The sequence below is a fragment of the Streptomyces coeruleorubidus genome (assembly GCF_028885415.1).
GTDB lineage: Bacteria > Actinomycetota > Actinomycetes > Streptomycetales > Streptomycetaceae > Streptomyces > Streptomyces coeruleorubidus_A.
Genome location: NZ_CP118527.1, coordinates 6,753,851 through 6,772,440, shown reverse-complemented (window position 1 = coordinate 6,772,440; position 18,590 = coordinate 6,753,851). Strand labels below are relative to the sequence as shown.

19 protein-coding genes are annotated in these 18,590 nt (G+C 68.9%); 1 reads left to right on the top strand and 18 read right to left on the bottom strand.

Translation table 11 applies throughout. The features are described from left to right. Positions 1-127 precede the first annotated feature (127 nt). Positions 128-1,951 (top strand): glycoside hydrolase family 18 chitinase, encoded by a 1,824-nt coding sequence (locus tag PV963_RS31650; protein WP_274819626.1) that lies wholly within the window; start codon positions 128-130, stop codon positions 1,949-1,951. 74 nt (positions 1,952-2,025) lie between these two features. Here the strand turns inward: PV963_RS31650 and PV963_RS31645 are convergent, their stop codons facing one another. The 18 genes from PV963_RS31645 to PV963_RS31560 form a co-directional block, all read right to left on the bottom strand. Next, complete coding sequence (locus tag PV963_RS31645) at positions 2,026-2,472, bottom strand: DUF2550 domain-containing protein (protein WP_274819624.1); 447 nt, start codon at positions 2,470-2,472, stop codon at positions 2,026-2,028. A gap of 129 nt (positions 2,473-2,601) precedes the next feature. Continuing rightward, a complete protein-coding gene (locus tag PV963_RS31640; RefSeq protein ID WP_053670581.1) occupies positions 2,602-2,979 on the bottom strand; it encodes a F0F1 ATP synthase subunit epsilon in 378 nt (125 codons plus the stop codon). A gap of 132 nt (positions 2,980-3,111) precedes the next feature. Further along, positions 3,112-4,548 (bottom strand): F0F1 ATP synthase subunit beta, encoded by a 1,437-nt coding sequence (atpD, locus tag PV963_RS31635; protein WP_274819621.1) that lies wholly within the window; start codon positions 4,546-4,548, stop codon positions 3,112-3,114. After that, positions 4,549-5,466, bottom strand: coding sequence for a F0F1 ATP synthase subunit gamma (locus PV963_RS31630; protein WP_274819619.1), 918 nt, complete (start codon positions 5,464-5,466; stop codon positions 4,549-4,551). Between the two features lie 20 nt (positions 5,467-5,486). Beyond that, positions 5,487-7,076 carry a F0F1 ATP synthase subunit alpha gene (gene atpA / locus PV963_RS31625; protein ID WP_274819618.1) on the bottom strand — a complete coding sequence of 530 codons (1,590 nt, stop codon included), beginning with the start codon at positions 7,074-7,076 and terminating at the stop codon, positions 5,487-5,489. 123 nt (positions 7,077-7,199) lie between these two features. After that, positions 7,200-8,015, bottom strand: coding sequence for a F0F1 ATP synthase subunit delta (locus PV963_RS31620; protein WP_274819617.1), 816 nt, complete (start codon positions 8,013-8,015; stop codon positions 7,200-7,202). Then, the gene (locus tag PV963_RS31615; protein ID WP_274819616.1) at positions 8,012-8,560 is read right to left on the bottom strand and encodes a F0F1 ATP synthase subunit B; all 549 of its coding nucleotides are present in this window, start codon (positions 8,558-8,560) and stop codon (positions 8,012-8,014) included. The genes PV963_RS31620 and PV963_RS31615 overlap by 4 nt, the downstream gene beginning before the upstream one ends. Positions 8,561-8,601: 41 nt before the next feature. Beyond that, the gene (gene atpE / locus PV963_RS31610; protein ID WP_143636214.1) at positions 8,602-8,835 is read right to left on the bottom strand and encodes an ATP synthase F0 subunit C; all 234 of its coding nucleotides are present in this window, start codon (positions 8,833-8,835) and stop codon (positions 8,602-8,604) included. A gap of 77 nt (positions 8,836-8,912) precedes the next feature. After that, positions 8,913-9,683 carry a F0F1 ATP synthase subunit A gene (gene atpB, locus PV963_RS31605; protein WP_274822174.1) on the bottom strand — a complete coding sequence of 257 codons (771 nt, stop codon included), beginning with the start codon at positions 9,681-9,683 and terminating at the stop codon, positions 8,913-8,915. 273 nt (positions 9,684-9,956) lie between these two features. Further along, positions 9,957-10,394, bottom strand: coding sequence for a hypothetical protein (locus PV963_RS31600; RefSeq protein ID WP_274819613.1), 438 nt, complete (start codon positions 10,392-10,394; stop codon positions 9,957-9,959). Positions 10,395-10,691: 297 nt separating this feature from the next. After that, the gene (locus PV963_RS31595) at positions 10,692-12,035 is read right to left on the bottom strand and encodes an undecaprenyl/decaprenyl-phosphate alpha-N-acetylglucosaminyl 1-phosphate transferase (RefSeq protein WP_274819611.1); all 1,344 of its coding nucleotides are present in this window, start codon (positions 12,033-12,035) and stop codon (positions 10,692-10,694) included. A 129-nt stretch (positions 12,036-12,164) separates the two neighbouring features. Then, positions 12,165-13,403, bottom strand: coding sequence for a serine hydroxymethyltransferase (glyA, locus tag PV963_RS31590; RefSeq protein ID WP_274819609.1), 1,239 nt, complete (start codon positions 13,401-13,403; stop codon positions 12,165-12,167). 71 nt (positions 13,404-13,474) lie between these two features. After that, positions 13,475-14,155 (bottom strand): protein-tyrosine-phosphatase, encoded by a 681-nt coding sequence (locus tag PV963_RS31585; protein ID WP_274819608.1) that lies wholly within the window; start codon positions 14,153-14,155, stop codon positions 13,475-13,477. Continuing rightward, a complete protein-coding gene (locus tag PV963_RS31580) occupies positions 14,152-14,799 on the bottom strand; it encodes an L-threonylcarbamoyladenylate synthase (protein ID WP_020272587.1) in 648 nt (215 codons plus the stop codon). The genes PV963_RS31585 and PV963_RS31580 overlap by 4 nt, the downstream gene beginning before the upstream one ends. A gap of 70 nt (positions 14,800-14,869) precedes the next feature. Continuing rightward, positions 14,870-15,709 carry a peptide chain release factor N(5)-glutamine methyltransferase gene (gene prmC / locus PV963_RS31575; protein WP_274819605.1) on the bottom strand — a complete coding sequence of 280 codons (840 nt, stop codon included), beginning with the start codon at positions 15,707-15,709 and terminating at the stop codon, positions 14,870-14,872. Positions 15,710-15,797: 88 nt separating this feature from the next. After that, a complete protein-coding gene (gene prfA / locus PV963_RS31570; protein WP_274819603.1) occupies positions 15,798-16,874 on the bottom strand; it encodes a peptide chain release factor 1 in 1,077 nt (358 codons plus the stop codon). 107 nt (positions 16,875-16,981) lie between these two features. Continuing rightward, on the bottom strand, positions 16,982-17,203 hold the full coding sequence (gene rpmE / locus PV963_RS31565; RefSeq protein WP_010040182.1) for a 50S ribosomal protein L31: 222 nt from the start codon (positions 17,201-17,203) through the stop codon (positions 16,982-16,984). 212 nt (positions 17,204-17,415) lie between these two features. Next, the gene (locus PV963_RS31560) at positions 17,416-18,552 is read right to left on the bottom strand and encodes an LCP family protein (RefSeq protein ID WP_274819601.1); all 1,137 of its coding nucleotides are present in this window, start codon (positions 18,550-18,552) and stop codon (positions 17,416-17,418) included. Positions 18,553-18,590 lie beyond the last annotated feature (38 nt).

The window sequence follows — 18,590 nt, the reverse complement described above, 5'->3', positions numbered from 1 at the left end:
CGCAGATCACTACGGTCGCGGTGGTCCAGACCTATTGACCGGTGGTCCAGACCTTTCTATTCTCACCGCACCATGAGTGGGCGTGAGGCTCAGTCACGCCCCCACAACTCCATCAAGGAGGCGCAGCATGCGCTTCAGACACAGAGCCGCGGCAGGGTTCGCGACCCTGTTGCTCCCGCTGGCCGGTATCGTCGGCCTCGCGAGCCCGGCCCAGGCCGCGGCATCCGCCACCGCGAGCTACACCAAGACGCAGGACTGGGGCTCCGGCTTCGAAGGCAAGTGGACGGTGAAGAACACCGGGACCACGCCCCTCAGCTCCTGGACCGTCGAGTGGGACTTCCCCTCCGGCACGTCCGTCACCTCCGCCTGGGACGCCGACGTCACCTCCTCCGGCACCCACTGGACCGCGAAGAACAAGTCCTGGAACGGCACCCTCGCCCCCGGCGCCTCCGTCTCCTTCGGCTTCAACGGCACCGGCTCCGGCTCCCCCGCGAACTGCAAGCTCAACGGCGCCGGCTGCGACGGCGGCAGCGTCCCCGGCGACGCCCCGCCCTCCGCACCCGGCACCCCCACCGCCTCCGGCATCACCGACACCTCGGTGAAGCTGACCTGGTCCGCCGCCACCGACGACAAGGGCGTCAAGAACTACGACGTCCTGCGCGACGGCACGAAGGTCACCACTGTGACGTCCACCTCGTACACGGACACCGGCCTGACCGCCGGCACCGACTACTCCTACACCGTCCAGGCCCGCGACACCGCCGACCAGACCGGCCCGGTCAGCGGCGCGGTGAGGGTGCGCACCACCGGCGGCTCGCAGGAACCCCCGCCCACCGGCGACAAGATCAAGCTCGGCTACTTCACCGAGTGGGGCGTCTACGGCCGCAACTACCACGTCAAGAACCTGGTGACGTCCGGCTCCGCGTCGAAGATCACGCACATCAACTACGCCTTCGGCAACGTCAAGAACGGCCAGTGCACGGTCGACGACACCTACGCCGCCCACGACAAGGCCTACACCGCCGACCAGTCCGTCAGCGGCACCGCCGACACCTGGGACCAGCCACTGCGCGGCAACTTCAACCAGCTCCGCCAGCTCAAGGCCAAGTATCCGCACATCAAGGTGCTGTACTCGTTCGGCGGCTGGACCTACTCCGGCGGCTTCGGCCAGGCAGCGCAGAACGCGGCCGCCTTCGCCAAGTCCTGCAAGACCGTCGTGGAGGACCCGCGCTGGGCCGACGTCTTCGACGGCATCGACATCGACTGGGAGTATCCGAACGCCTGCGGTCTGATCTGCGACACCTCGGGCCCGGCCGCGTTCGCCACCCTGTCCAAAGCCCTGCGCGCCGAATTCGGCAAGGACTACCTGGTCACCGCCGCGATCACGGCCGACGCCTCCGCCGGCGGCAAGATCGACGCGGCCGACTACGGCGGCGCCGCGCAGTACCTCGACTGGTACAACGTGATGACCTACGACTACTTCGGCGCCTTCGACAAGGACGGCCCGACCGCCCCGCACTCCCCGCTCACCTCGTACCCCGGCATCCCGCAGGCGGGCTTCAACTCGGCCGACGCGATCGCCAAGCTGAAGGCGAAGGGTGTACCGTCCGCCAAGCTCCTGCTCGGCATCGGCTTCTACGGCCGCGGCTGGACCGGCGTCACGCAGTCCGCCCCCGGCGGCACGGCGACCGGCGCGGCTCCCGGTACGTACGAGGCCGGCATCGAGGACTACAAGGTCCTCAAGAACTCCTGCCCCGCCACCGGCACGATCGCGGGCACGGCGTACGCGCACTGCGGCAGCAACTGGTGGTCGTACGACACTCCCTCGACGATCGCCGGGAAGATGACCTGGGCCAGGAACCAGGGCCTGGGCGGCGCCTTCTTCTGGGAATTCAGCGGCGACACCGGCAATGGTGAGCTGGTGACCGCCATCGACAACGGGCTCGACTGACAGACGAACCCAGGCGACATCGACGCTCCCCCAGACTTCGTCCGGGGGGACCCCCACCCAGCGAGTGAATGTGGCTACGCCACATTCACTCGCTGACCGGGCGGGGCCGCCTCGAGCCACGCGAGGAAACCGGTCAGCGCGTCCTCGCTCATGGCCAGCTCCAGCCGGGTACCCCGGTGCAGACAGACGAGGATCACATGGTCGGAGAGCAGCGCCAGCTCCTCCTCGCCCTCCGGGACCCGGCGGCCGGCCACCTCGATCGCGGAACGCTCCAGGATCCGGCGCGGGCGCGGCGAGTACGAGAAGACACGGAACCACTCGACGCGGTCGCCGTTGTACCGGGCCACCCCGTACGCCCAGCCCTTGCCGTTGCCGTCGCCCTGCTCCGGGGCGTCCCAGCGCAGGCTGGCGTCGAAGGTGCCGCCCGAGCGCTGGATGAGCCGGCGGCGCAGACCGAAGACGAACAGTCCCACCACCACGAGAGCCACGACAATTCCGCACACAGTCAGAGCGAGGACCATCGACACCGACCTCCTCGTCTCCTAGGTAACGGAACGTAAAAAACACCCACATCCGCCTCAGCCGCGGCTGGGTCCGGATCTCTCCGGTACCAGCCGCGGCTGAGTGACGTCATCACACGGCGGGCGGGGTCAGCGCGCCGCCGTGGCCGCACGCAGACGGACGTCCGCGCGGCGCTGGGCCTCCGCGTCGTCCTCCGCCTTCGCACGCTCCAGCTCCTGCTCCGCGCGCTGGACATCGATCTCGTCCGACAGCTCCGCGACTTCGGCGAGCAGCGAGAGCTTGTCGTCCGCGAACGAGATGAAACCGCCGTGGACCGCGGCGACGACCGTCCCGCCATCACTCGTACGGATGGTCACCGGGCCCGACTCCAGCACACCGAGCAGCGGCTGGTGACCGGGCATGACGCCGATGTCGCCGGACGTGGTGCGCGCGACGACCAGGGTGGCCTGGCCGGACCAGACCTCACGGTCGGCCGCGACCAGCGCGACGTGCAGCTCAGCAGCCAAGGGTGGCTCCTCGGGTCACCACCCGGCGGGAGTGCCGGGTGTTGGTTACAAGTCTAGTAGGCGTGACGGAGGGGGCGGGACGCGCCCGCCCCCTCCGTCATGAGCACGAGGCTCACATGTCGAGCGCGAGGCTCAGGAGACGCCCAGCTCCTTCGCGTTCTTCTTCAGGTCCTCGAGACCACCGCACATGAAGAACGCCTGCTCCGGGAAGTGGTCGTAGTCGCCGTCGCAGATCGCGTTGAACGCGGCGATCGACTCGTCCAGCGGCACGTCCGAACCGTCCACGCCGGTGAACTGCTTGGCGGCGTGGGTGTTCTGGGACAGGAAGCGCTCCACGCGACGGGCACGGTGGACGACGAGCTTGTCCTCCTCGCCGAGCTCGTCGATACCGAGGATCGCGATGATGTCCTGCAGGTCCTTGTACTTCTGCAGGATGTTCTTCACGCGCATCGCGGCGTTGTAGTGGTCCGCCGAGATGTACCGCGGGTCGAGGATCCGGGACGTGGAGTCCAGCGGGTCCACGGCCGGGTAGATGCCCTTCTCGGAGATCGGACGGGAGAGCACCGTCGTCGCGTCGAGGTGGGCGAAGGTGGTGGCCGGGGCCGGGTCGGTCAGGTCGTCCGCGGGGACGTAGATCGCCTGCATCGAGGTGATCGAGTGACCACGGGTCGAGGTGATGCGCTCCTGGAGGACACCCATCTCGTCGGCCAGGTTCGGCTGGTAGCCCACCGCGGAGGGCATACGGCCGAGCAGGGTCGACACCTCGGAACCGGCCTGGGTGAAGCGGAAGATGTTGTCGATGAAGAACAGCACGTCCTGCTTCTGGACGTCACGGAAGTACTCCGCCATCGTCAGGCCGGCCAGGGCCACGCGCAGACGGGTGCCCGGGGGCTCGTCCATCTGCCCGAAGACCAGGGCGGTCTTGTCCAGAACGCCGGACTCTTCCATCTCCGCGATGAGGTCGTTGCCCTCACGGGTGCGCTCACCGACGCCCGCGAAGACGGAGACGCCCTCGTGGAGGTTGGCGACACGCATGATCATTTCCTGGATCAGCACGGTCTTGCCGACACCGGCACCACCGAACAGACCGATCTTGCCGCCCTTGACGTACGGGGTGAGAAGGTCGACGACCTTCAGGCCCGTCTCGAACATCTCGGTCTTCGACTCGAGCTGGTCGAACGCGGGGGCCTTGCGGTGGATGGGCCAGCGCTCGCCCTCGAAGGTCTCGTCGCTGTTCAGCACCTCACCGAGGGTGTTGAACACCTTGCCCTTGGTGAAGTCGCCGACCGGGACGGAGATGCCCGCGCCGGTGTCGACGACGGGAGCCTGGCGGACCAGGCCGTCGGTGGGCTGCATGGAGATCGCGCGGACCAGGCCGTCACCCAGGTGCTGGGCGACCTCCAGGGTCAGCGTCTTCTTCTCGCCCGCGAGCGCCGGGTCGGCGACCTCGACGTGCAGGGCGTTGTAGATCTCGGGCATCGCGTCGACGGGGAACTCCACGTCGACGACCGGGCCGATGACCCGGGCGACGCGGCCCGTAGCCGTCGCGGTCTCAACAGTGGTGGTCATTTATCGGTCACTCCCCGCGGTCGCGTCGGCCAGGGCACTGGCGCCACCGACGATCTCGCTGATTTCCTGGGTGATTTCGGCCTGGCGGGCCTGGTTGGCAAGCCGGGTGAGCGTCTCGATGAGCTCTCCGGCGTTGTCGGTGGCCGACTTCATCGCGCGCCGCGTGGCGGCGTGCTTGGAGGCGGCCGACTGGAGCAGCGCGTTGTAGATCCGGCTCTCCACATAGCGCGGCAGCAGGGCGTCCAGGACGTCCTCCGCCGAGGGCTCGAAGTCGAACAGCGGGAGGATCTCGCCCTTGGGCTTCGCCTCCTTCTCGACCTCTTCGAGGCTGAGCGGCAGCAGCCGGGCCTCGATGGCCGTCTGCGTCATCATCGACACGAACTCGGTGTAGACGATGTGGAGCTCGTCCACGCCGCCCTCGGCCGTCTCCGTCTCGATGGCCTCGATCAGCGGGGCCGCGACCTTCTTGGCGTCCGCGTACGACGGGTCGTCGGTGAAGCCCGTGAACGACTCCGCGACCTTGCGCTCGCGGAAGTTGTAGTGGGCCAGACCACGGCGGCCGACGATGTAGCTGACGACCTCCTTGCCCTCACCTTCGAGCTTCGCCGTGAGCCTCTCCGCGGCCTTGATGGCGTTGGAGTTGAAGGCGCCGGCCAGGCCGCGGTCGCTCGTGAGGAGCAGGACCGCGGCGCGGGTCGAGTTCTCCGGCTCCGTCGTCAGCGGGTGCTTGGTGTTCGATCCGGTGGCGACCGCCGTGACCGCCCGGGTGAGCTCGGTCGCGTACGGCGTGGACGCCGCCACCTTGCGCTGCGCCTTGACGACGCGCGAGGCGGCGATCATCTCCATCGCCTTCGTGATCTTCTTGGTCGCGGAGACGGATCGGATGCGACGCTTGTAGACCCGGAGCTGGGCTCCCATGAGTCAGGTCCCTTCCGTCGTCACTTGCCGGCAGCCGGGGCGTCCTCGCCGAGCAGCTTGCCGTCGGAGGTCTCGAACTGCTTCTTGAACTCCGCGATGGCGTCGGCCATGGCCTGGAGGGTGTCGTCCGACATCTTCCCGCCCTCGCGGATGGAGGTCAGCAGGCCCTGCTCCTTGCGGTGCAGGTACTCCAGCAGCTCCTTCTCGAAGCGGCGGATGTCGGCGACCGGAACCTCGTCCATCTTGCCGGTGGTGCCGGCCCAGATGGAGACGACCTGGTCCTCGGTGGCCATCGGCTGGTACTGCGGCTGCTTCAGCAGCTCGACCATGCGCTGACCACGCTCCAGCTGCGCCTTGGACGCGGCGTCCAGGTCGGAACCGAAGGCGGCGAACGCCTCCAGCTCACGGAACTGGGCGAGGTCCACACGCAGACGGCCGGAGACCTGGCGGATCGCCTTGTGCTGGGCGGAGCCACCGACTCGGGAGACCGAGATACCGACGTTCAGCGCGGGGCGCTGACCGGCGTTGAACAGGTCCGACTCCAGGAAGCACTGGCCGTCGGTGATGGAGATGACGTTGGTCGGGATGAACGCCGAGACGTCGTTGGCCTTGGTCTCGACGATCGGCAGACCGGTCATCGAGCCGGCACCCATCTCGTCGGAGAGCTTGGCGCAGCGCTCCAGCAGGCGGGAGTGCAGGTAGAAGACGTCACCCGGGTAGGCCTCACGGCCCGGCGGGCGGCGCAGCAGCAGCGACACGGCACGGTAGGCGTCGGCCTGCTTCGACAGGTCGTCGAAGATGATCAGGACGTGCTTGCCCTGGTACATCCAGTGCTGGCCGATGGCCGAACCGGTGTACGGCGCCAGGTACTTGAAGCCGGCCGGGTCGGACGCCGGGGCGGCGACGATGGTCGTGTACTCCAGCGCGCCGGCCTCCTCCAGAGCGCCGCGCACGCCGGCGATGGTGGAGCCCTTCTGGCCGATGGCGACGTAGATGCAGCGGACCTGCTTGTTCGGGTCGCCCGAGCGCCAGTTGTCACGCTGGTTGATGATCGTGTCGACGGCCAGGGCGGTCTTGCCGGTCTGGCGGTCGCCGATGATCAGCTGACGCTGGCCACGGCCGATCGGGGTCATGGTGTCGACGGCCTTGTAGCCCGTCTCCATCGGCTCGTGCACCGACTTGCGGACCATGACGCCCGGAGCCTGCAGCTCCAGGGCGCGACGGCTGTCGGTCTCGATCTCGCCGAGGCCGTCGATCGGGGTGCCGAGGGGGTCCACCACGCGGCCGAGGTAGCCCTCGCCGACCGCGACGGACAGGACCTCGCCGGTACGGCTGACCGGCTGCCCCTCCTCGATGCCGCTGAACTCACCGAGGACGATGGCACCGATCTCGCGCTCCTCGAGGTTGAGGGCGAGGCCGAGGGTGCCGTCCTCGAACTTCAGCAGTTCGTTGGCCATGGTCGAGGGCAGGCCCTCGACCTTCGCGATGCCGTCGCCGGCAAAGGTGACCGTACCGACCTCCTCGCGCGAGGCCGCGTCCGGCTTGTACGCCTGGACGAAGTTCTCCAGCGCGTCCCGGATCTCCTCCGGCCGGATCGTGAGCTCCGCCATCTGGGTTCCCTGCTCTCCTTGTTGGGCCCGAAGTTTCTTAGGGGGTCTGGGGGGGACCCCCAGGATTCTTCTGCACGGCCCAACCAGGGCCGTAGTAAGTACGTACTGCTATTGAGTTGCTGCTCAGCTCGTGAGCCGGCGGCTGGCGTCCTCGATGCGGTCCGCGAGGGAGCCGTTGATGACCTCGTCGCCGACCTGCACCCGGATCCCGCCGAGGACCTCGGGGTCCACGTCCAGGTTGAGGTGCATCTTGCGGCCGTAGAGCTTCGCGAGGGCGGCGCCCAGGCGCTGCTTCTGCGCGTCGCTCAGCGGTACCGCCGAGGTGACGGTGGCGACCATGCGGTCCCGGCGCTCGGCGGCGAGCTTGGACAGGGATTCCAGTCCCGACTCCAGGCTACGTCCCCGCGGCGCGGTCACAAGGCGCGTCACCAGACGCTCGGTGGCCGCCTGCGCCCGGCCGCCGAGCAGGCTGCGCAGCAGCGCGCCCTTGGCCGAGGTGGTGGCCTTGCGGTCGGTCAGCGCGGCGCGCAGCTCGGTGCTGCCGGAGACGATCCGCCCGAAGCGGAACAGCTCGTCCTCGACGTCGTCGAGCTTGCCCGCCTTCTGCGCGGCGGTGAGGTCGGCGGTGTCGGCCAGCGTCTCCAGTGCGTCCACCAGGTCGCGCGACTGCGACCAGCGGGAGCGCACCATTCCGGCGACCAGGTCGGCGGCCGGGCCGCTGACCTGGGTGCCGAGCAGGCGCTGGGCCAGTTCGGCCTTGGCCTCACCGGCCTGTGCCGGGTCGGTGAGGACCCGACGCAGCGACACCTCGCGGTCGAGCAGCGCGGTGACGGCGGCCAGCTCGTCGGCGAGCGAGCCGGCGTCCACGGACGTGGAGTCCGTCAGCGCGTCGAGACGCTCGCGTGCGGCTGCCAGGGCCTCGCGGCTCGCTCCGTTCATCGGCCGGCCTCGGCCTTCTCCTCGAGGTCGTCGAGGAACCGGTCGATCACGCGGCTCTGGCGGGCGTGGTCCTCGAGGGACTCGCCAACGAGCTTGCCGGCCAGGTCGGTGGCGAGCTTGCCGACGTCCTGGCGCAGCGCGGACGACGCCGCCTTGCGGTCGGCCTCGATCTGGGCGTGACCGGCGGCGACGATCTCCTCGCGCTGCCGCTGGCCCTCGGCCCGCATCTCGGCGATGAGGGCGGCACCCTGCTCCTGCGCCTCCTGGCGCAGACGCGCGGCCTCGTGCCGGGCCTCGGCGAGCTGTGCCTTGTACTGCTCAAGGACGCTCTGGGCCTCGACCTTCATGGTCTCGGCCTCTTCGATACCGCCTTCGATCGCCGCGCGGCGCTCTTCCAGAACCTTGTTGATGTTCGGAAGCAGCTTCTTCCAGAAGAAGAAGAACACGATGGCGAAGGCGATGGTGCCGACGAGCAGCTCGGGGCCCGGAGGAATGAGCGGGTTCTGCTCTTCCTCGGCCGCCAGCTGTACCAGGTTGGCGATCACATCAGTGCCTTTCGTCGAAAGGTTCGGCTCGTCAGCGTTCGTCAGTTGTAGACGAACGGCATGACGATGCCGATGAGGGCGAGCGCCTCACAGAAGGCGAAGCCGAGGATCTGGTTGGCACGGATCAGACCGGCCGCCTCGGGCTGGCGGGCCAGGGCCTGGGTGCCGTTGCCGAAGATGATGCCGACGCCGACGCCGGGGCCGATGGCGGCGAGGCCGTAGCCGATGGAACCGATGTTGCCTTCGACGGCGGCGAGGGTCTCAAGGGCAGCCATGCTGATTCTTCCTTCTCTTTCATGGACCGGCGGGGGTTGGCCACCGGACGTTCTTGGGGCTTGTGGGGCGGAGCGGCTCAGTGGTGCTTGGCGAGAGCGCCCTGGATGTACGAGCAGGCAAGCAGGACGAAGACGTACGCCTGGACGGCCTGCACGAAGAGCTCGAAGAGGATCATGACCATCGTCATGACGAAGGAGACACCGGCGGCCGGGATCAGCCAGCTGTTCAGCAGGTACCACGAGGCGACGGTGAACATCACCAGCATCAGGTGGCCGGCGAACATGTTGGCGAAGAGTCGGACCGCGTGCGTGAAGGGGCGAACGAGCAGGTTCGAGAAGAACTCGATGACCATCACGAGCGGGAGAACCGGGCCGAGTTCCTTGTCGTAGCCGGTGACGTTCTTGAAGAAGCCGACGAAACCGTGCCGCTTGAAGGTCAGCGAGACCCACACCACGTAGACGATGGCAGCCAGCACCATCGGGTAGGCGATGATCGACGACACCGGGAACTGGGCCAGTGGGATCACGGACCAGATGTTCATGATCCAGATGAAGAAGAACAGCGAGACCATCAGGGGGACGTACTTCTCGCCCTCCTTCTTACCGAGGGTCTCGTAGACGATGCCGCGGCGGACGAAGTCGTAGCCTGCCTCGCCGATCATCTGGAGCTTGCCCGGCACCACCTTCGCCTTGCCGAAGGCGAGCGTGAAGAAGGTGACGACAAGCAGGGTGGTGATGACCGCGAGCAGCATCACCTTGTTGAACTCGAACCCTCCAACCGTGGCGATCGGCTTGAAGAGGAACGAGTGCAGGCCCGGAGCCGGAAAACCACACCCGTTGTCGGACATGATCCGACAGCTCCAGTCAAAGGCGAGCTGGGTCTGGTCAGCACTCACCGCGGGCTCCTTCGGCGTGACGCATGGGTACGGCAACCTCGTTGTGTCGGCGCGGCACAGAGCCGCGGTTCGGCACGGGACTGGTGTTACGGATGTGGGGGCGGCTGGGGGGCATCTCGCCTCGCGATGGAGCAGGCGTCAGCTCGGATGCCCGCGCCCGCGATGCCGCAGTTGGCACCGGACGATAGCAGGAGATCTCATGCCTCTTTATCCCGGGCCTACCCCTCACGACGAGTGCCCCGACTTTTCGGGCTTCCCGCCCGTCGTCGAATCGGGCTCGACGTAAAGGATCTTGGCCTTCATGTGGGCACGCGTCTGAGCGGCGATCCACGCGAGGGTGCCGACGACGAGCGTGATGGCGAAGACTTTGGGGTCGAACAGCGTCGTGTTCTTGAACGCGGCGACGAAGACGAACAGCAGAAGGATCTGCGCCGCGTAGAGCATCAAGCCCATCGCCTGGAAAAGGTGCGGAAGCGATTTGGCAGTGCGCTGCAGGACGTAGAGACCGATCCCCATGAACAGGATCACCACGAGCGTCGCGGCGACCGCCCCGATCGCCCCCTTGCCACCGGCGACCACGCCACTAATGACGGCGGCAACAGCACCGACGGCAGCCGTGGGCACGGCGGCCTGGGCCAAGATCCGGGCGTCATTGGACGGCATGGCGGCATCTCCGCTTTCGCAGGGGGCAGGGGTGTCGTCATGGACGAGCGTAGTCCCGGGCTGAGTGGAGACCTCACACCAATGGGCCGTCGCACTACGGCCCTTCGGCTCTATCCGGGGGTTCTCGTGAACCGTATCACAAACTATTTGATGCAGTCTTTACCTGAAGGTGTGCGCACAGTCACACATGAGAGTGAACATGCGCGTCTGAGCGAGAACACCGCCGACTTGTCTGGTATTGGGGCGTTTCGCTCCCCCATCGCAACCCCACGACTTGGCAATGCTCTAGTCAGATTCTTACCTTGTCCCGGCCTTACGCCGGTCCGCCAGCCGCGAACGGGCACCAACGGCGGTGGCCCCGTTGACTCCTGAGACCCCGGACACGACCGGGGCGTGGTTCTCACGCGCGAGCGAGGCCGGCTGCTCGGCGGCGGACGCCGGCGTGGAGGCCTCGGGTGCCAGGGCCGGGACCCCGCGGCGCCGGTAACGGGGCGGCACGAACCGCTCCATCCAGCGCGGGGCGCGCGGCGTGAAGCGCGGCAGCAGGAGCAGGGCCAGGCCGATCGCGCTGAGGAACACGATGCCGAGCACGATCCACATGGACGCCGAGTTGACCGAGTAGGCCAGCGCCCCGAAGGCGATCAGCGCCGACCAGAAGTACATGATCAGCACGGCCCGGCTGTGCGAGTGGCCGATCTCCAGCAGGCGGTGGTGCAGGTGGCCCCGGTCGGCCGCGAACGGCGACTGGCCGCGCCAGGTGCGGCGCACGATCGCCAGGATCAGGTCGGCGGCCGGCACCGCGATGATCGTCAGCGGCAGCAGCAGCGGGATGTAGACGGGGACCGTCTGGTGCACGGCCTCCTTCTCCGACCCGACGTAGAGGTTGAGCGCGTCCGGGTCGACCTGCCCGGTGATCGAGATCGCGCCGGCGGCCAGGACCAGGCCGATCAGCATCGAGCCCGAGTCGCCCATGAAGATCCGCGCCGGGTGCATGTTGTGCGGTAGGAAGCCCAGGCACATGCCCATCAGGATCGCCGAGAAGAGCGTGGCGGGGGCGGCGGCCTCGATGCCGTACGAGTACCAGATCCGGTAGGCGTACAGGAAGAACGCGGTGGCCGCGATGCAGACCATGCCGGCCGCGAGGCCGTCCAGGCCGTCGACGAAGTTGACCGCGTTGATGGTGATGACGACCAGCGCCACCGTCAGCAGGGTGCCCTGCCACTGGGTGAGCGCGACCGAGCCGATGCCCGGGATCGGCAGCCACAGGATCGTCAGACCCTGTACGACCATCACGCCCGCGGCGATCATCTGGCCGCCGAGCTTGATCAGGGCGTCGATCTCGAACTTGTCGTCCAGCACACCGATCAGCCAGATCACCGCCGCCCCGGACAGCAGCGCCCGGGGTTCGTTCGACGTCTCGAAGACCTGACTGAGGTTGGTCAGGTGGTCGGCGACCAGCAGACCCGCGCACAGGCCGAAGAACATCGCGATCCCGCCGAGCCGCGGAGTGGGTTCCCGGTGCACGTCACGTGCCCGGATCTCCGGCATCGCTCCGGCCACGATCGCGAACTTCCGTACCGGCCCTGTCAGCAGATACGTCACCGCGGCCGTGATGCAGAGCGTCAGCAGGTATTCACGCACGGGCTTCCCCACAGGTCTCGCTGGCCATCACAGCCCCACACCCTAGCGATGCGCGCATATGAGTGGGGACTTCCGGGTAGCGACGATGGTTGCACGAGTAGCTGTGCACCCTGGTGCGCTTACCCCGTCTCAGCGGGGATACGGCGGAAATCCACCGGCCAGCTCCCGCACTTCTTCACGGGCCCTCGCGGTCTCCGTCACGCCCCTGAGCACCCCCGCGAGCAGCTCGGCGATCCGCGCCATCTCCGCCTCGCCCATGCCCTGCGTGGTGACGGCGGCCGTACCCAGCCTGAGTCCCCGGGCGTCGCCGTGCGGCAGCGCGCAGCAGTCCATGACCAGGCCGGCGGCGGCGAGACGGCCCCGGGCGGTGCGGCCGTCGACGCCGAGCGGCGCCGGGTCGGCGGTGATCAGGTGGGTGTCCGTGCCGCCCGTGGTGACGACCAGGCCCTCGGCGGCCAGCCGGGCCGCGAGAACCCTCGCATTGGCGACCACCTGATGGGCGTACACGGCGAACGCCGGTGTTGCCGCCTCCCCGAACGCGACCGCCTTGGCGGCGATGGTGTGCATCTGCGCGCCGCCCTGTGTGAAAGGGAACACGGCCCGGTCGACCCGCTCGGCCAGCTCCGCGCGGCACAGGATCATGCCGCCGCGCGGACCCCGCAGCACCTTGTGGGTCGTCGCACAGACGATGTCCGCGTACGGCACCGGGTTCGGCGCCGCTCCCCCGGCGACGAGCCCGATGGGGTGCGCGGCGTCCGCCACGAGGAAGGCGCCCACCTCGTCGGCGACCTCGCGGAAGAACGCGTAGTCGATGTGCCGGGGGTAGGCGATCGAGCCGCACACGATCGCCTTGGGCCGGCGCGTGCGGGCCAGGGTGCGCACCTGGTCGTGGTCGATCAGCCCGGACTCGGCCTCCACGCCGTATCCGACGAAGTCGAACCAGCGGCCGGAGAAGTTCGCCGGCGACCCGTGCGTGAGATGACCGCCGTAGGGCAGGCCGAGGGCGAGGACGGTGTCGCCGGGCCGCAGCAGGGCGGCGTAGGCGGCCAGGACGGCCGAAGAGCCGGAGTGGGACTGGACGTTGGCGTGCTCGGCGCCCAACAGCGCCCTGGCCCGGTCCACGGCGACGCGTTCGGCGACGTCGACGATCTCGCAGCCGCCGTGGTGCCGCGCTCCCGGGTAGCCCTCGGCGTACTTGTTGGCGAGCGGCGAGCCGAGGGCGGCCAGGACGGCCGGCGAGCTGAAGTTCTCGGCGGCGATCAGCTGGAGTGTGGTCGCCTGCCGCTCCCGCTCGCCGAGCAGGATGTCGGCGAGTTCGGGGTCCTGGCGGCGCAGGAGGTCGGCCTCGATGGCAGGGGTGACCGTCATGGTGGGCTCCGGGCGGCGTCGACGGTGACGTACGTCCAATGTAGGCCCGGGGCCCCCGGGGCGCTCGGTCGTTACGTCTTTGCGGGGACGCCCGTGAGGGCCGTGACGACCGGATCGAGTGCCTGGTGTATCTCGTCCCCGATGGACCGGAAGAACGTCAGGGGCGCCCCGTACGGGTCGTACACCTCGTCCGCCTCGGCGTTCGGGGCCAGCAGCCACCCGCGTAGAGCCGCCGCGGCACGCACCAGCGCACGCGCGCGGGTGACCACGCCCTCCTCCAGGGGCGGCAGGGTCGCCGGGTCGATGGCCTTCACCAGGCGGGTGAACTCCTTGAGCGTGAAGGTCCGCAGGCCCGCCGAATGGCCCATGGAGATGACCTGCGCCCGGTGGTCCCGGGTGGCGGTCAGCACCAGGTCGGCGCGGATCACGTGCTCGTCGAGGAGCTCGCGGCCGACGAAGCCGGAGGCGTCCGCGCCGAAGTCGGCCAGCACGGTCTCCGCGTTGGCCTCCATGGGGGCGCCCTCGTGACCCCAGGTGCCCGCGCTCTCCACGATCAGCCCGCCGCCCAGGATCCCGAGCCGCTCCCGCACGAAATGGCGGGTCAGCCGCTCGGTGATGGGCGAGCGGCATACGTTGCCGGTGCTGACGTGGAGGATGCGGAAGCTGTCGCGCGGAAGCCCCACGAACGTCGTCGTGATCTCCGCCGCGCTTTCCCCGTTGCCTATGCCACGCCCCGCTCCAGGGGCCGTCAATTCGCCACCTCGAGGTCGGGTACGACCTTTCGCAGCTCTTCCGCGGAGAGCGCGCCGGCGCGCAGCAGCAGCGGCACCTCACGGGTCACGTCGACGATCGACGACGGGACGTTGCCGGGGGTCGGGCCGCCGTCCAGGTAGACGGAGACGGAGTCGCCGAGCATCTCCTGCGCGGCGTCGCAGTCCTCCGGCGCCGGGTGGCCGGTCAGGTTGGCGGAGGAGACGGCCATCGGGCCCACCTCCGTCAGCAGCTCGATGGCGACCGGGTGCAGCGGCATGCGCACGGCGACCGTGCCCCGGGTGTCGCCCAGGTCCCACTGGAGGGACGGCTGGTGCTTGGCGACGAGCGTCAGCGCGCCCGGCCAGAAGGCGTCGACCAGCTCCCAGGCCAGCTCCGAGAAGTCCGTGACGAGCCCGTGCAGCGTGTTCGGGGAGCCGATGAGCACGGGGGTGGGCATGTTGCGGCCCCGGCCCTTGGCCTCGAGCAGGTCGGCGACCGCCTCCGAGGAGAACGCGTCGGCGCCGATGCCGTACACCGTGTCCGTCGGCAGCACCACGAGCTCGCCACGGCGGACGGCGGACGCTGCCTCACGCAGACCGGTCACACGGTCGGTCGCGTCGTTGGTGTCGTATCGCCGTGCCATCTTTAGCTGGCCTCCTCGTACACGTGCTGCTGGGATGAAGTCCGCGAAGACTGCGGGGTGCCCGGTGCGCTCACGGCAGTGCCTTGCGGGCCGTGGCGAAACGCGGGCGGTTGTTCAGGTCCGGATGGTCGGCTGCGTCGGTCCAGCCGCGGTCCTCGGCGAAGATCCACGGCACCTGGCCGCCCTGGGTGTCGGCGTGCTCCACGACCACGACGCCGCCGGGGCGCAGCAGCCGGTGCGCCGTGCGTTCCAGGCCGCGGATGAGGTCGAGGCCGTCCTCGCCGGAGAACAGGGCCAGGCCGGGGTCGTAGTCCCGCGCCTCGGGGGCGACGTACTCCCACTCGGTGAGCGGGATGTACGGCGGGTTGGAGATGACCAGGTCGACCTGGCCGTCGAGGTCCGGGAAGGCCGTCAGGGCGTCTCCCTGGCGCAGTTCGACCCTGGACCCCTCCACGTTCTTGCGGGTCCACCTGAGGGCGTCCTCGGACAGCTCCACGGCGTGCACGCGCGAGCGCGGCACCTCCTGGGCGAGGGCGAGCGCGATGGCGCCGGAGCCGGTGCACAGGTCGACGATGCACGGCTCGACGACGTCCATGGCCCGTACGGCGTCTATGGCCCAGCCGACCACGGACTCGGTCTCCGGCCGCGGGACGAACACCCCGGGTCCGACCTGGAGTTCCAGGTACCGGAAGTAGGCACGCCCGGTGATGTGCTGGAGCGGCTCGCGGGCCTCGCGGCGGGCGATGACCTCCCAGTAGCGGGCGTCGAAGTCGGAGTCCTTGACGGAGTGCAGCTCGCCGCGCTTGACGCCGTGCACGAACGCGGCGAGCTCCTCCGCGTCGGTGCGCGGCGAGGGCACGCCGGCGTCGGCGAGCCGCTGGGTGGCCTGGGCCACCTCCGCGAGCAGCACGCTGCGGGGGCTTGGGGGTCGCCCCCCAAATGACTGCTGCACGCAAGTCCTCCGGTACTCGGTACTCCTGTGGATACTCCTGTGGGTCCTACGCGGCCGCGAGCTTCGCCGCCGAGTCCGCGTCGACGCAGGCCTGGATCACCGCGTCGAGGTCGCCGTCCAGCACCTGGTCCAGGTTGTACGCCTTGAAGCCGACGCGGTGGTCCGAGATGCGGTTCTCCGGGAAGTTGTACGTGCGGATCTTCTCGGAGCGGTCGACGGTGCGGACCTGGCTGCGGCGGGCGTCGGCGGCCTCCCTCTCCGCCTCCTCCTGTGCCATGGCGAGCAGCCTGGAGCGCAGGATACGCAGTGCCTGCTCCTTGTTCTGCAACTGGCTCTTCTCGTTCTGGCAGGAGGCGACGACTCCGGTCGGGATGTGCGTGATGCGCACGGCGGAGTCGGTGGTGTTGACGGACTGTCCGCCCGGCCCGGAGGAGCGGTAGACGTCGATGCGGAGGTCGTTCGGGTTGATCTCGACGTCGACCTCCTCGGCCTCGGGGGTGACGAGGACACCGGCGGCGGAGGTGTGGATGCGGCCCTGGGACTCGGTGGCGGGGACGCGCTGCACGCGGTGCACGCCGCCCTCGTACTTCAGACGGGCCCACACGCCCTGTCCGGGCTCCGTCGCGCCCTGGCCGCCCTTGGTCTTCACGGCCACCTGGACGTCCTTGTAGCCGCCCAGCTCGGACTCGGTGGCGTCGATGATCTCGGTCTTCCAGCCGACGCGCTCGGCGTACCGCAGGTACATGCGCAGCAGGTCGCCGGCGAACAGGGCCGACTCGTCGCCGCCCGCGCCCGCCTTGATCTCCAGGATGACGTCCTTGTCGTCGCTGGGATCGCGCGGGACGAGGAGAAGGCGCAGCTTCTCGGTCAGTTCCTCGCGCCGCTGCTCCAGCTCCTTGACCTCGGCCACGAAGTCGGGGTCGTCGGCGGCGAATTCGCGCGCGGTCTCGATGTCGTCGCCCGTCTGCGTCCAGGAGCGGTACGTGGCGACGATCGGGGTGAGCTCGGCGTAACGCTTGTTCAGCTTGCGCGCGTTGGCCTGGTCGGAGTGGACCGACGGGTCGGAGATCTTCTTCTCCAGGTCGGCGTGTTCGGCGACGAGTTCCTCGACGGCCTCGAACATCTTGGGCTCCTGTGTACTGGCGGGGGGTGAAGGGGCGGGCGACCAAAAACGCCGGTCCCGGAGCGCCCGGTGAGGGGGCGCGCCGCGGACCGGCGAAATGGGGCTCGCTACTTCTTGGAGCCGGCGGCCTTGCCGAAGCGGGCCTCGAAGCGGGCCACGCGGCCACCGGTGTCGAGGATCTTCTGCTTGCCCGTGTAGAACGGGTGGCACTCGGAGCACACGTCGGCACGGATCGCGCCGGACTCGATGGTGCTGCGGGTGGTGAACGACGCGCCGCAGGTGCAGCTGACCTGCGTCTCGACGTACGCGGGGTGGATGTCGCGCTTCAAGGTGTCTCCTAGGTTTCGGGAGGGCGCCGGGTCGCTGCCGCGGGCTGCGGGAGCGTGAACCGGGGCCGACGTACCAGTCTGCCAGGACTGGGGCCATCCCCCAAAACCGGGGGTTGCTGTGATCTATTCCCTGCGGGCCGGTGGGGGTTCTTCGCGCCCACGCGGCGGAGCCGCAAATCGATACGGTCCCGCGCCCCTTGAGGGCGCGGGCCTCAGGAGCCGCTCACGACGCCCTTGGCTTCACCTGTCGCCGTGCCCTCGGTCGCGCTCTTCGGGATCGGCTTGTCGTTCTCCAGGGCCTTCCAGATCTGGTCGGCCTTCTTCTTCTGGAGGAGGACGCGGTTGGGGTCGGCCGGGTCGTAGGCCACCGGCATCGTGACCATGTGCATGTTGGACGGGGTGATGCTCTTGAGGCCGCCCGCGAAGGACGCGAGCTTGCTGACCGATCCGAGGTCGGAGTCGGCCGTCACCGTCTTGGTCGCGGTCTCCGCGAGGTCGAGCAGCTTCTTGGGGTTGGTGAAGACGCCGACGTCCTTGACCTGGTTGACCAGGGCCTTGATGAAGGCCTGCTGGAGCTGGATGCGGCCCAGGTCGGAGCCGTCGCCGACGCCGTGACGGGTGCGGACCAGGCCGAGGGCCTGCTCGCCGTCGAGTCTGTGGGTGCCGGCCTTCAGCTTCAGGTGGCTGTCGGGGTCGTCGATGCTCTTGGTCGTGGTGACCTCGACGCCGCCGAGGTCGTCGATGAGCTTCTGGAAGCCGGCGAAGTCGACCTCCAGGTAGTGGTCCATGCGCAGGTCGGTGATCGACTCGACGGTCTTCACGGCGCAGGCGGCCCCGCCGGTGGAGTACGCGGAGTTGAACATCACGCCGTTCGCGGCGGGGTGCTCGTCGCCCTTGGTGTCCGTGCACGCGGGCCGGTCGATGAGGGTGTCACGCGGGATGGAGACCACGCTGGCCTTCTTGTGGCCCTTGTAGACGTGCACGATCATCGCCGTGTCGGAGCGGGCGCTGCCGTCGTCGGTGCCGCCGCCGAGCTTCTTGTTGCCGCCGGCGCGGGTGTCGGAGCCGAGGACGAGGATGTTCTCCGAGCCGTTGTCGGCCTTCTTGGGGCGGTCCGTGCCGAGGGCCTGGTCGATGTCGACGCTCTTCAGGTTGCCGTTGAGCTTGAAGTACATGTACCCCGCCCCGGCGCCGCCCAGGACGACGATGCCCGCGGCGGTCCAGGCCATCGCCATCAGGCCCCTGGGCCGCTTGCTGGGCTTGCGGCGTCGGCCCTTGGCGCGGTGGCGCGGCCCGGTGGTGCCGGTATCGTCCGGTATGCCCGGACCCGGCGTGCTCTCGGCAGACATGTGCTCCTCAGCTCGTCTACGGTCGGTTACCCCCTGCG